Origin of the sequence: Leisingera aquaemixtae, from assembly GCF_006740765.1 — a bacterium.
Taxonomy (GTDB): Bacteria; Pseudomonadota; Alphaproteobacteria; order Rhodobacterales; family Rhodobacteraceae; genus Leisingera; species Leisingera aquaemixtae.
Genome location: NZ_CP041159.1, coordinates 1634527 through 1647200, shown reverse-complemented (window position 1 = coordinate 1647200; position 12674 = coordinate 1634527). Strand labels below are relative to the sequence as shown.

The window sequence follows — 12674 nt, the reverse complement described above, 5'->3', positions numbered from 1 at the left end:
ATGACGGCGATTCTTCAGAAGACCATTCCCTACAATCCGCTGGAGGAGAAGAAGCTCCCCGGCATCCAGCCGCTCGCACCGGAGGCTTGGCTGATGGCCGATGACGCCTATGCGGGCCAGATGGCAGAGCGGGAGCGGCTGCTGGCAAGCCGGCGGGACGAGGTCTTGCAGCTGGACGCCCGCGCGATGGCGGCGGCGCAAGAGCTGCTGCACATGGCGCTGGACGCGCTGGACCCCGGCGCGGGCGACACCGCGTTGCGGCCGGATGGCGTGCGGGTTCCGGTCGATTGGGAGGATCCTTTGGGCACCCTGGGCCGTTTCGCGCAGCAGGATTTCTGCATTCTGCAAAAGCCAGAAGGCGCGCCGGAGCACGTTCTGACCGGCGCGGTGCTGTGCTTTCCGGCAAGCTGGACGCTGGCGGAGAAATACCTGCAGCCGCTCACCGGCATTCACGTGCCGGTGGACAGCTACAACGCGGGCATCGCAGCGCGGGTGCAGCGGCTGTTTGACGGGGTGCAGGCGGGGCGGCCGCTGTGGCGGTTCAACGCCTTGTGGTATCACGATCCGGCGCTGTTCCAGCCGCGCAGCCAGCTTGCGCCGCGGGACCGGCCGCACCGCAGCAGGGCCGGCTATCTGCGCAGCGAAAAGCAGGTGATTATGCGGCTGCCGCAGACCCGCGCGGTGGTGTTTGCCATTCACACACGCGTGCTTGCGCGGGCAGATGTGATGCGTCAGTGGCGCGCGCCGCAGGACGATGGCGGAGCCCGGCTTTAGGGGAACAGCGGCCGTGCAGCCTGCACCATTCCAGCACTGTCCAGGAACAGGAACAGGGCGGCCACCAGCAGCAGGTGGCTGACAAAGCGCAGGCGGCGGCGCGGTGCCAGGATGGTCGCGGACAGCGCGGAGGCCTGCAACGGACCGCCCCAGCCGCCGCCGTGAGGCCCGGCTGGCACGGTCTTGCGCATCCGGGCGCGGGCCTGCGTCGCGGCCGCACTTGCGCCCGGTCCAGCAGAGCGGTTGACGGCAGCCTGAAAGGCGCGCTCGCAATGCGCCTCCAGCGCAGTTGCCGTTTGCTCAACCGGTTTGAAACAGGCGCGTCCGCGCGGGCGGGCGCGCGGCGGCTGAACCGGACGGCTGGCTGCAGCCTCGCGCTCCGCCGGGGCCGGCCCGGCCTGCTGCGGTTCAAACACGCCCAGGAACTGGTCGCAGGTCAGCGCCACGTTGGACTTAAGCCATTCAACCGAGGTGGCATCGACCACGGGCAGCGTCCGCCGCAGCATTTCGGCCAGCAGCAATTCTGCAATCTCCTGGTCGCAATGGTCCTCGTGCAGCGGGGACAGCGCCACTTCAAGCAGGCTGACAGGCTGCAGCATACCGCCGGTCAGCTTGCTGGAACGCCGCAGCGGTACCCGGCGCAGGCGCACCGTCACAAGATAGTGGTCGCATTGCAGCCGGACGGCATTCTCGGCGCGGGCCTCGATGGCATCTGCCGGGTGGCCGAAGTCTTCAAGCGTGTCCACGACAGCGGACACTGCAGCCGGGAGGGTTGCCGCATTCCGGCTTTCGAGCCCAAGCCTGCCCGCATATTGCACGTTCTCTGCCACCGTCCGGATCCTCCATTCAGGGTGCCGATAAAATAAGAATAAATTTGGAACGGGTTGAAAGTTGGGCGGAAATCACGGCCCGGCGGCAAAGATTGCGGATCGGGCGTTAAAAAACCCGAAACTATTTAAGTGTCTGTTTTTATTGGATTTCACGTTCGCTTTGCGAAGCCGGTCGGCGGAATACGGCTCAACTGTGGCACGCGCCGGACACATTGATGCCTTAGGCCTTACAATGCCGCGGGAATCGCGGCCACTGTTCCCGGCCGCGTGCGCAACTGGCCGCTGCGGCCGCCGTGCAGGCAGGCACAGGTGCGGTGCAGGCCACTTGCGGCAGGGCTGCCGGCGGGGTACGCGGAGGGGTTGGCGGCGGGCGCTCAGCCGTCGATCTGGCGCCCCATGATCGCCAGCGACTGCTGATAAACAGTCGCGGCGTTCCATTGCTTCAGAACAGGATAGTTCGGCTCACCCGGCTGATAACCCTTGCCGGGTTTCCAGCCCTTCTGGCGCAGGTAATTGGCGGTGGAGGCCAGCGCATCGCCCATGTTGTAGAAATCCACCCGGCCGTTCCCGTCCCAGTCCTGGCCGTATTGCAAGGCATTGCCGGGCAGGAACTGGGTATGGCCGAGCTCGCCGTGCTTGGCGCCAAGGGTGGCCGGGGTGATGGCGCCCTGGTCCACCAGTTTCAGCGCCCCCAACGCGTGCGGGCGGAAAAAGTCGGATCGGCGGCAGTCATAGGTCAGGGTCACGATGGCTGAGACCACCTGGCTGTCGCCCATGTAATTGCCAAAGGCGGTCTCCATCCCGTGAATGGCAATCAGGACCCCCGCGGGCACGCCGTACTTGCGCTCAAGCGCGGCATAGAAATCCGGGTTCCGCGCCTTGCGCTTGCGGCCCTGTGCCACAATGGTGGAAGAGCCGCGGACCTGCATGAATTTCTCCAGCGAGTACTTGAAGCTCTTCTGGTTGCGGTCGGCGGAGATGGTGCGGCTGGCGTATTGCGCATTGGCCAGCGCCTGCAGCCCCGCCTTCCGCACCCCGGCGCGTTTGGCCTCGGCGCTGAAGGCCTGTTTCCAGGCATCGAACCCGGCGGAGGTATTGCCGCAGGTCGCGGCCACGGCGGGGGAGGCAAGGAGGGCGGAAATCAGGGCAGGGGCAAGCAGCCGGCGCATGAATGAAACTCTCGAAATGTGACTCGTGTCTTTGCAGCCTAGCGTGATGGCGGCCTAAGTCTAACGGGAAATCCCGCCAAAGGTTCCCATCTGTTCAGGAAAAAGCTGTTCCGGCGGCCAGTGCCAGCCCCGCGGCCACTGCAGTCATCGCGTTTTCCGTTTCAACACGGGCATTCGGGCACAGCAGCCGCATCTCAGCCTGCACTGGCGCCAGCAGCGACGAGCCGCCGACCATGACAATCCGGTCCACTCGCACCGCTTCGATACCTGCCTGGTCCAGGGTTTCGGCTGCGCACACCCCGATTGCCCGGGTCTGGTCCGCCAGCGTTTGAATCATCTCCGCGCCGGGCAGCGGCACGGACAACCCGCGCTGTAAAAGCTTGAGGTCGATGGCCGCGCTGTCTCCGGCGTCATTGGCGCGGATCTTGCCGCGCTCGACCGCAAAGGCCAATTCGTGCCCCAGTTCGTCCTCCAGCACGGTAACCAGCCGCGCCAGCTTCTCCGGCTCCGCTGCATTGGCGGCCAGATCCTTCGCGGCCCGGCGGCTTTCGGGGCTGTACAGAAACGGGATCATCTGCCAGGTGGCCAGGTCGTTGAACAGCCGGTTCGGCGCGGGCAGGGTGCCGCCGCCGAAGGTATTGCGGATCAGGCTGCCGCGGCCCAGCAGCGGCATCACATGCTGAATGCTCAGCTGCCGGTCGAAATCGGTGCCGCCCAGACGGATCCCGTGCGAAGCCAGGATGCGCGCGGCGCCGTCTGCCCCCTGCTCAAAAGCGGTGAAGTCCGAGGTGCCGCCGCCGATGTCGACAATCAGCCCCAGACCCGGCGATGGCGCAGCGGCGCGCAGCGCGGCTTCGGGCTCGTACATGAACAGCACGTCCTCGAAACCGGCCTCAAGATAGCAGGCGCGCAGATCCTTCTCCGCCTGCGCGTTGCGGCCGGGGTCGTTGGAGTGAAACCGCACCGGCCGCCCCGACAGGGCATGGGTGAACTGCATGTGCGTGGCGGCCTCGGCGCGCCGTTTCAGTTCCGCCAGAAAGCGGGCGATGATGGCGGCAAAGCTGATCCGCTCGCCGCCCAGCCGCCGCTCCTCATGCAGAAGGGAGGTGCCGAGCAGGCTCTTGAGCGCCCGCATGAAACGGCCTTCCTCGCCGCTGATCAGGGCCCGGGCGGCGCTGTGCCCGATCCGCATCTGGCGCGCGCCCTCCGCAAAGAAGACTGCGGTGGGCAGCGTCAGCTCTCCGGGTTCCATCTCCACCAGCCAGGGGCGCCCGGAAACCGCGATCCCGGCGGCGGAGTTGGAGGTTCCAAAGTCGATACCAAGAGTGTTCGGGGCAGTCATAGCGCGCTCCTGCAGGCCAAGCGGAACCGCCGCGGGTACAGCAAGTGGCGGCTTCGATCAAGGCGAATCACCCATGTCCCGCCGCCCGGGAATTGCCACAGGGCGGATTGCCGCAGGAGGTACAAGTCCTTCAAATATCATCAGTAAACCCGCCGTAAAAGTATCTTAATTCCTGAATATCACACTTTTCTTACCTGCTGCCCAGAGCAGGGTCTTTGGAGTTTGGAAGATGAGTAAAACTGATAACCAGCGCATCATCTCGAAATTTGCGCTTGATGGAGACCATCAAAAGGACCTGATGCGCGCAAGTTCCCTGCTGGCGCCTTACTTCGATGTGATCCTCGACAAGTTCTATGCCTTTGCCCAGTCCGACCGGGAAGCAAGCAAGTTCTTCACCAATGAGGAAATCCTCACCCACGCCAGAACGTCGCAAAAGCGGCATTGGGAACTGCTGCTGAGAGGCGATTTCCCGGAGGAATACTTTGCGTCGGCAGAGCGCGTCGGCGCGGTCCACTTCAAGATCCAGCTCCCCTTCGAGCTTTACCTGTCTGCCTATGCTCGGGCGACCTCCCACATTCAGCAGGTTCTTGGCGACAGGTTCGGTGCTGCAGTCACCCCAGGCGGGCGGCGCAAGCTGTTTGCCATGCTAGGGGCGCTGAACCGGGTGTTCGCGATGGACACCTATTTCGTGATCGACGCCTACTTCGCGGCGCAGCGCGCGGAGCAGGACACCGCCTTTGACTATATCACGTCCGGGATTGAGCGGATGGAAGCCCGCGATCTCTCCCAGATAATCCCGGCCCCCGGCGAAAGCGACTACCCCGCGCGTTACGACGCGGTGCGGGTCACGTTCAACCGGCTGATGGGCAGCCTGGCCGGCGTGATCGGCAGCATCCAGGACTCCGCCGAGGGCCTGAACAGCACCGCCGGCGAAATCTCCGACGCCGCGCAGGAGTTGTCGCAGCGCACCGAAACCCAGGCTGCAACGCTGGAGGAAACGGCGGCGGCGGTTGAGGAAATCACCTCCAGCATGCGGTCTTCTTCGGAAGCGACCAAGGAAACCAGCACCGTTGCCGCAACCGCGCAAGCCTGCGCCGAGGACGGCTTTGCAGTGGTCACGGACGCGGTGAGCAAGATGAAGGAAATCGCCGACTCGTCTGACCGGATCTCCCAGATCATCGGCGTGATTGACGATATTTCCTTCCAGACCAACCTGCTGGCGCTGAACGCCGGGGTGGAGGCAGCGCGCGCCGGCGAAGCCGGGCGCGGCTTTGCGGTTGTCGCCTCCGAAGTGCGCGGGCTGGCTCAGCGGGCCGCCGTGTCCGCCAAGGAAATCAAGGAACTGATCAACATCAGCTCAGGCCATGTGGACGAAGGCGTCTCGCTTGTCGACCGGGCCGGCGAAGTGCTGACCCGGATCGTGACCGATGTGAAACGGGTGTCGGAGCTGTCGGCGTCGGTCTCCGCCTCCACAAGCGAGCAGACCACCGGCCTGACGGAGATCAACACCGGTGTTTCGCATCTGGACGGGGTCACCCAGCAGAACGCGGCCATGGTCGAGCAGACGACGGCCGCCACGGTCACCATGCGCCAGGATGCGCAGGCGCTGGCCGATCTGGTCAAATCGTTCAAAGTTGCCCAAACAACCGCCCCGGTTAGGGCGCCCGGCGCGGAGAGAGGCGGCAGCCTGCGCCTGGCCGGCTGACGCGCTGAACCGCCACTGCCACCGGTCGGAAAACAGAAAAAGGCGCCGCGAAGGGCGCCTTTTCCTTTGAATTTCCAGCTGTTAGCAGCTGTAGTACATGCCGAACTCAACCGGGTGCGGGGTGTGCTCGTACTTGTGGACCTCTTCCATCTTCAGCGCGATGTAGCCGTCGATCTGATCCTTGGTGAACACATCGCCCTGCAGCAGGAAGTCGTGGTCGGCGGCCAGCGCGTCAACCGCTTCGCGCAGCGAGCCGCAGACGGTCGGGATGCCTTCCAGCTCCTCGGCCGGCAGGTCGTACAGGTTCTTGTCCATGGCTTCGCCCGGATCGATCTTGTTGCGGATGCCGTCCAGGCCGGCCATCAGCAGCGCGGCAAAGCACAGGTAGGGGTTTGCGCTCGGATCGGGGAAACGGGCCTCGACGCGCTTCGCTTTCGGGCTTTCGGTCCACGGGATCCGGACGCAGCCGGAGCGGTTGCGGGCGGAGTATGCGCGCAGAACCGGGGCCTCGAAGCCCGGGATCAGGCGCTTGTAGGAGTTGGTGCCCGGGTTGGTGAAGGCGTTCAGGGTCTTGGCGTGCTTCAGGATGCCGCCGATGAAATACAGCGCTTCCTGGGACAGGTCGGCGTATTTGTCGCCTGCAAACAGAGGCTTGCCGTCTTTCCAGATCGACATGTTCACGTGCATGCCAGAGCCGTTGTCGCCATAGATCGGCTTCGGCATGAAGGTTGCCGACTTGCCATAGGCGTGCGCCACGTTGTGGATCACATATTTGTACTTCTGGATCTCGTCGGCCTGTTTGGTCAGGCTGTCGAAGATCAGGCCCAGCTCGTGCTGGCAGGACGCGACCTCGTGGTGGTGCTTGTCCACTTTCATGCCCAGACGCTTCATGGTCGAAAGCATTTCGGACCGCAGGTCCTGCGCTTCATCGGTCGGGTTGACCGGGAAGTAGCCGCCCTTCAGGCCCGGGCGGTGGCCCATGTTGCCCATTTCGAACTCGGCGTCGGTGTTCCAGGAGCCGTCGGTTGCGTCAACTTCGTAGGACACCTTGTTGATGGTGTTGGAGTAACGCACGTCGTCAAACAGGAAGAATTCCGCTTCCGGGCCCATATAGGCCACGTCGCCGATGCCGGAGGACTTGAGGTAAGCCTCGGCTTTCTGGGCGGTGCCGCGCGGGTCGCGCTCATAGGCTTCGCCGGTGTCCGGCTCAACGATGGAGCAGTGCAGGCACAGGGTTTTTTCCGCATAGAACGGGTCGATGTAAGCGGAGTTGGTGTCCGCCATCAGTTTCATGTCGGAGTTTTCGATCGACTTCCAGCCGGCGATCGACGAGCCGTCGAACATGAAGCCTTCTTCCAGGAAGTCTTCGTCGACCAGGTCCACGTCCACGGTCACGTGCTGCAGCTTGCCGCGCACATCGGTGAAGCGGATGTCGACATAGGCGACGTCCTCGTCTTTAAGTGTCTTGAGAACTGCGTCTACGCTCATTCCCTCGGTCCTTTTTTGCAGAGATGTAAGGATTTTCGTTGGTGTCTTAGAGTGCGTCCGGGCCGGTCTCGCCGGTACGGATGCGGATCGCTTGCTCGACGGGCGAGACAAAGATCTTGCCGTCGCCGATCTTGTCGGTCTTGGCGGCATCGACGATGGCCTCGATTGCCTGGTCGACCTGATCGTCGTCCAGCACAACCTCGACCTTCACCTTGGGCAGGAAGTCGACCACATATTCGGCACCGCGGTAGAGCTCGGTGTGGCCCTTCTGGCGGCCGAAGCCCTTGACCTCGATCACGGAGAGGCCTTGGACGCCAACGTCCTGCAACGCTTCCTTCACCTCATCCAGTTTAAAAGGCTTGATGATGGCTTCGATCTTTTTCATCGGCTTAGGCTCCTCGCAAGCTTGTTGGGGATGTCATTTCACTTCTAAATGAGGGCAGCAATGCGCGCTTGGGCCGCTGCGGCAATTGCAGGCAGGATTTGATCGTAGCTGCCTAAAAATTAAGCACTGCGCCCGGAAAATGCGCAGAATTGAATCGGGGAAGGGCAAAACATGACCGAACTGCTGACCGCAGCCCAGATGCGGGCGATTGAGCAGACCGCCATCGAGTCCGGGGAAGTCACCGGGCTGGAACTGATGGAACGGGCCGGGCAGGGGGTGGTCGAGGCCATTTTCGAGCAATGGCCGGAACTGGCGGATGAGCGGGGGCCGGCCCCCGCACCCCCGGAGTATTTGGGGAAAGATGAAACGCCGCGCCGGGCGGTGGTCCTGTGCGGGCCTGGCAACAATGGCGGCGACGGCTTTGTGGTGGCGCGGCTCTTGAAAGAGCGCGGCTGGGCGGTGGAGGTGTTCCTTTACGGCGACCCGGACAAGCTGCCGCCAGATGCGAAGGTGAACTATGAGCGGTTGGGGTCAGGCGCAGTGCAGACATGGAGCAAAACCGCTGTTGGCAACGCGGAGGGGCACCTTTTTGTGGACGCAATCTTTGGTGCCGGATTATCACGTGCGCCGGAGAGCGACATTCTTGAACCGCTGACCAAATTGTACACTGAGGGCAGAACTTTTGGCCGGATGGTAGCGGTTGACGCACCTACGGGCCTTTGCATGAACAGCGGACGCGCTCTGTGCCAGGAATATGGTGGTAATTGGAGCTGGCTTACAGTCACCTTTCACAGGCCTCGAATCGGGCATTTCGTAGATGAAGGGCCGGGCTACTGCGGGAACTTGCGAACCATAGATATTGGGTTGGCCGGGTTGAAAAATGGCAATGTGACACAGCCTTGGCTTGGCAATTTCCCAGAATCGAATGGAGGCGGAGGAAAGGACGGTGAGGGTTTAGTTAGGCTTGTTGATGACGTCCGGCAGACAACTTCTCTGCCGAAAAACAGGGAAAACCACAAATACGCCCACGGCCACGCCCTCATCCTCTCCGGCGGTTACGGCAAAACCGGAGCAGCGCGCCTTGCCGCCCGCGGCGCCCTGCGGATCGGGGCGGGGCTGGTTACTGTCGGCTCGCCGCGCTCGGCGATGTTCGAAAACGCTGCCAACCTGACCGCCATCATGCTGCGCCAGATCGACGGCGCGCATGGGCTTGCGGAACTGCTGGAAGACGACCGCCTCAGCGCTCTCTGCCTTGGGCCGGGCATGGGCCGCGGCGCGGACACTCAGGCGATGGTCTTTGCGGCGCTGAAGGAAAAGCGGCCAACCGTTCTGGATGCCGATGCGCTCACCCGGTTTGAGCTGAAGCCGGAGGCGCTGTTCGAGGCCCTTCACGAAAACTGCGTGCTCACCCCGCATGGCGGTGAATTTGCCAGGCTGTTCCCGGACTTGGCTGAAAAACTGAACGCGCCCGCCACCACCGGCCCCGCCTATTCCAAGGTCGACGCCACCCGCGAGGCCGCCAAACGCGCAGGCTGCGTGGTGCTGTTCAAGGGGCCGGATACGGTGATCGCCGCGCCGGACGGGCGCTGTTCCGTGAACTCCGCCCATTACGAGCGGTCCGCGCCTTGGCTGGCCACCGCCGGGTCGGGGGACGTGCTGGCGGGCTTTATCACCGGGCTGCTGGCGCGCGGGTTTTCCCCGATGCAGGCGTCCGAGACCGCCGCCTATATCCATGTCGAATGCGCGCTGGAATTCGGCCCCGGCCTGATTGCCGAGGACCTGCCGGAGCAGATCCCCGCGGTGTTCCGAAAACTGGGGCTTTAAGGATCAGGCCGCCGGGCGCAGGTCCTCTTGCGGCGCGGCGGCCGCGGCCAGCTCCAGACCGCCTGCGTAGATCACATGCGGGCGGGAGAACTCCAGCACCGTCAGATCCATCATCTGCAGGCCGAGGTCGCGGATGAACTCGCCGTCCACCAGCTCATAGGCCGGCACCACCGCCTGCGGCTGGCCGAACATCGCCTTGGCGCGCCAGTCGCGCACCAGAATGCGCTGGTCCCACGGCACGGTGAGGCCGCCTTCGCCCCCGGTATCGCCCAGAGAACCGGCAGCAATGCAGACCGCCTGCAGCATCGCGCGGCGGCTGCGGACGGCCTCGACCCGGGCCATGCCCTGGGTGCGGGTGATCAGGCTGTCGCCTGCCGTGATGTCTTCTGCTGCGCGCTCCCCCTCGCGGGTCAGCACAGCGGTGCCGCGCAAGAGGCTGATGTTCTGGCTGCCCTGAAACAGCCGCCGGGGCTGTGCCTGCCCGCGCATCGCCAATTGCGCGCGCAGGGCCGCATTTCCAAACGGTTTCATGTTGTTGCTCGCTTTGTCTGCCTCAGACTTTTCTGCCAAACTACGGCACAACCGGATTCCAGGCCCAGCCTTATTGCGCAGAAACCCGCTCATCGTTGCGATATTCCGGATGGATTGTTGCTGTTTTGCACAACGGCCGCGGCGGCGCGATTTCCGCTCGCATCCGCCGCCAAGCTTTGCTATTCAGCGCGTCACACGAGGGGCAGACCTTTGTGCCGTGCGGGTGTGGCGGAATTGGTAGACGCACCAGATTTAGGTTCTGGCGCCGCAAGGCGTGGGGGTTCAAGTCCCTTCACCCGCACCAACTTGATTTTAAAAGAAAAACTTGGGTTGTATCACGCGGAATGCGGCGGGTGAACCAGAGCGTTTTACTCTTCGTTTTACACTCTTGGTTCTGTTCTTATTCTGTTTTTGTTCTGTTCCGGCGCAGCTGGGCCGTTTTGGACAGCTGCTTTTGCCTGGCTTGCTGGCGGTACTTTTTGACCATCTCCAGCGACTTGTGGCCGGTCACAGACTGAATTTCTGTGTCGGAACAACCGGCCTCTGCCAGCTCTTTCGCGGCGGTGTAGCGCCAGCCGTGGATAACAAAGTCCTCGGCCTCGATCTTCTTGCGGACCTCGGCCACAAGGCTCTGAGCGCGCCTTTTACTGAGGTGCTGGGTCAGGTTTTTGGCCAGGATGTGTTTCCCAGTGCGCGGCAGGAGCTCAAGGAAGGATTGCAGCCGCTCCGGGCAGAAGATTGAAAGCCGGGCGCCGGTTTTCTCCTGCACAACCTCCATATAGCCGCCCTGGAAGTGCGCCCATTCCATGGCAACCACATCGCCTATGCGCTGTCCGGTGCCTATGCAGAGTTCATAGATCGCGCGCTCAATCGTCAAGCCATGCTGCTCGCAGTAGCGCTCAAATGCCGCCAGCTTTGGTTCCGGCCAGGCTTCATAGCTGCCGCCTTTCAGTTTCTCGACCCCCTGGGCAGGGTTGGCGGTGATCCATTCCAGATCAATCGCGTGACGGGCCAGAATTGAAAGCTGTTCGACCATGGCATTTGCCTTGCGCCATTGGTCTGCATATTTGTCCCGCGCTGCGATAACGTGCTTGCGGCGCAGTTTGGTGAAGTCCTTTGGGCCGTTCTTTTCGCGGAGTAGTTCCAGCGTACGGCGGTACTCGGCTTTGGTGCTTGCTTTCAGTCCTTTGAAGCGCGGTGTCTGGTAGTAGCTGGTAATCAGGGCGTCAAAGGTAGTTTTGAGAGTCCCCTGGTGCCGGCCGGACCTGATGGTCCAATACTCCCGGTCAAATTCTTCGCTGTCTGGATCGTCGGGCAGGCGGATCAGGGTCTTTCCCTTCCGAAAATACCAGTAGTCTTTTCCGCCGCGCGCGATGCGGGCCAAGTAGGGTTTTGAGTTCTTCTTTACCATTCGAAATCTTCGCTCAGCATGGCGCCTGAGCTAATCGCTTCAAGCTGTTTCACGGACCATCGTTCAACCTTGCCACCGATCTTGACCGGCTTGGGCAGGCTGCCCGCTGCCACCAGAGCGCGGAATTCCTTAAGCGGCATATCCAGCATCTTAGCTGCTGTGCTTTCGCGCGCTAGGATTGGGTTTGCTGTGGCCACGAAATTCGCCTCCTGATTTCCGTCAATGCCCCCTCGATCGATGAGGGGGCAGAAAGAGAAACCCGATGGGGTTAGGACGTGCGGCCGAAGTAATAGGGGCGGCCGGTGTTCTCGGCTGTCTGATGGGCCATCGCAGCAAAGGTGGCCTGGCGCATGTATTCGACGCGGTGCCAGCGGAAGCCCAGCATCAGGCCGCTGGCGGTGGGCCGGAAGCGGAACTTGGCGCGGATATCTGTCGGTTCCTCGCCCTGGTAGAGCGGGATGCAGAGGCCGATTTCCGTGGGTACGGTCATGTCGCCTTTGACCTTGGTTTCATCCTCGTAGACAAAGGTGCGGTCGCCGTTTTCCAGCCGGATGCCGCTCTTGAAAGAAACGTCCTGAGTGGCTTCGAGGTCGCGGCAGATTTCCAGCATCACCAAATGATCCGGGTCGCTGATATCCGCAACGTTCTCTTCGATGAACAGGGCGAATGACTCTTGCGAGTGCATTTCGCCTTCCATCTTGTTCCAGCGGTCGTATTCCTCGCTGTTGCGCAGTTTCAGCGTTGCTGTGTGGGATGCGTGCTGGCGCTGCAAGTCGGTGCTGTTGTCATTGTGCCAGTCCAGGTGCGCACGGATCAGCCCGGCGTCATAGTCCGCGATCAGGATTGATCGGCCATCGCTGAACCGGTTGACGTAGTTGGTCAGGGATTCCCGGTCGTCGAGGATAACGGCCTGGCTGATGTGCTCGGGCAGGCGGTTCGGGTCGGAAATATCCTTGAGGTCGAAACCCTCGGGGATGAAAGCGTGCTGCCGTCCGTCAGCGCCGGTGATTATCCGGTCAGCGGTGTGCGGGCGTTTCAGCGCGCTTCCGGCTTGGAAGCTGACGGGCGGTTCGGACCTAACACGCGCGTAGCTATGCACAAGGCGCTGTGCTCCCTGCCGCCAATCTCCCGGCCTCAGATGCCTGAACCTGTTTCGCGGCTGCCGCATTGGTTTCGCCGCTTCCTGGTTCTGGTAGCTCGCTGAGCTGCCGGAGC

The 12674-nt window shown here is 62.7% G+C and carries 13 protein-coding genes and 1 tRNA gene; 5 read left to right on the top strand and 9 right to left on the bottom strand.

Annotation, left to right across the window (positions count from 1 at the left end):
- Window positions 1-774 (top strand): heme-dependent oxidative N-demethylase family protein, encoded by a 774-nt coding sequence (locus R2C4_RS09675; RefSeq protein WP_141890471.1) that lies wholly within the window; start codon window positions 1-3, stop codon window positions 772-774.
- Here the strand turns inward: R2C4_RS09675 and R2C4_RS09670 are convergent.
- The 3 genes from R2C4_RS09670 to R2C4_RS09660 all read right to left on the bottom strand — a co-directional run bounded on the left by R2C4_RS09670 (window position 771) and on the right by R2C4_RS09660 (window position 4115).
- Complete coding sequence (locus R2C4_RS09670; RefSeq protein ID WP_141890470.1) at window positions 771-1604, bottom strand: hypothetical protein; 834 nt, start codon at window positions 1602-1604, stop codon at window positions 771-773. The two genes, R2C4_RS09675 and R2C4_RS09670, sit on opposite strands and share 4 nt — an antisense overlap.
- A 374-nt stretch (window positions 1605-1978) precedes the next feature.
- A complete protein-coding gene (locus R2C4_RS09665; RefSeq protein WP_141890469.1) occupies window positions 1979-2773 on the bottom strand; it encodes a lytic murein transglycosylase in 795 nt (264 codons plus the stop codon).
- 94 nt (window positions 2774-2867) lie between these two features.
- Complete coding sequence (locus tag R2C4_RS09660) at window positions 2868-4115, bottom strand: Hsp70 family protein (RefSeq protein WP_141890468.1); 1248 nt, start codon at window positions 4113-4115, stop codon at window positions 2868-2870.
- Window positions 4116-4344: 229 nt separating this feature from the next.
- On the opposite strand from R2C4_RS09660, the gene R2C4_RS09655 reads away from it, so the two are divergent.
- Window positions 4345-5820, top strand: coding sequence for a globin-coupled sensor protein (locus R2C4_RS09655; RefSeq protein WP_141890467.1), 1476 nt, complete (start codon window positions 4345-4347; stop codon window positions 5818-5820).
- A gap of 81 nt (window positions 5821-5901) precedes the next feature.
- Here R2C4_RS09655 and glnA read toward each other — a convergent pair whose 3' ends face one another.
- Both glnA and R2C4_RS09645 read right to left on the bottom strand, forming a co-directional pair.
- Window positions 5902-7308 carry a type I glutamate--ammonia ligase gene (glnA, locus tag R2C4_RS09650; RefSeq protein ID WP_141890466.1) on the bottom strand — a complete coding sequence of 469 codons (1407 nt, stop codon included), beginning with the start codon at window positions 7306-7308 and terminating at the stop codon, window positions 5902-5904.
- Between the two features lie 46 nt (window positions 7309-7354).
- Complete coding sequence (locus R2C4_RS09645; protein WP_008554830.1) at window positions 7355-7693, bottom strand: P-II family nitrogen regulator; 339 nt, start codon at window positions 7691-7693, stop codon at window positions 7355-7357.
- A 171-nt stretch (window positions 7694-7864) separates the two neighbouring features.
- Between R2C4_RS09645 and R2C4_RS09640 the strand changes: the two genes are divergently transcribed.
- Window positions 7865-9517, top strand: coding sequence for an NAD(P)H-hydrate dehydratase (locus R2C4_RS09640; protein WP_141890465.1), 1653 nt, complete (start codon window positions 7865-7867; stop codon window positions 9515-9517).
- A 3-nt stretch (window positions 9518-9520) separates the two neighbouring features.
- On the opposite strand, the gene R2C4_RS09635 is transcribed toward R2C4_RS09640, so the two are convergent.
- The gene (locus R2C4_RS09635) at window positions 9521-10048 is read right to left on the bottom strand and encodes a Hint domain-containing protein (RefSeq protein WP_141890464.1); all 528 of its coding nucleotides are present in this window, start codon (window positions 10046-10048) and stop codon (window positions 9521-9523) included.
- A 219-nt stretch (window positions 10049-10267) separates the two neighbouring features.
- Between R2C4_RS09635 and R2C4_RS09630 the strand changes: the two genes are divergently transcribed.
- Window positions 10268-10352: transfer RNA gene (locus tag R2C4_RS09630), tRNA-Leu, on the top strand.
- A gap of 96 nt (window positions 10353-10448) precedes the next feature.
- Here R2C4_RS09630 and R2C4_RS09625 read toward each other — a convergent pair.
- The 3 genes from R2C4_RS09625 to R2C4_RS09615 form a co-directional block, all read right to left on the bottom strand.
- Entirely contained in the window at window positions 10449-11459 is a 1011-nt protein-coding gene (locus tag R2C4_RS09625) for a site-specific integrase (RefSeq protein WP_141890463.1), read from the bottom strand.
- Entirely contained in the window at window positions 11453-11656 is a 204-nt protein-coding gene (locus R2C4_RS09620; protein ID WP_141890462.1) for a helix-turn-helix transcriptional regulator, read from the bottom strand. Before R2C4_RS09620 ends, R2C4_RS09625 begins: the two co-directional genes overlap by 7 nt.
- Window positions 11657-11727: 71 nt before the next feature.
- Entirely contained in the window at window positions 11728-12558 is an 831-nt protein-coding gene (locus R2C4_RS09615) for a DUF2303 family protein (protein ID WP_244940813.1), read from the bottom strand.
- On the opposite strand from R2C4_RS09615, the gene R2C4_RS21550 reads away from it, so the two are divergent.
- The gene (locus R2C4_RS21550) at window positions 12484-12663 is read left to right on the top strand and encodes a peptidoglycan-binding domain-containing protein (protein WP_414671957.1); all 180 of its coding nucleotides are present in this window, start codon (window positions 12484-12486) and stop codon (window positions 12661-12663) included. The two genes, R2C4_RS09615 and R2C4_RS21550, sit on opposite strands and share 75 nt — an antisense overlap.
- Window positions 12664-12674: the final 11 nt, after the last annotated feature.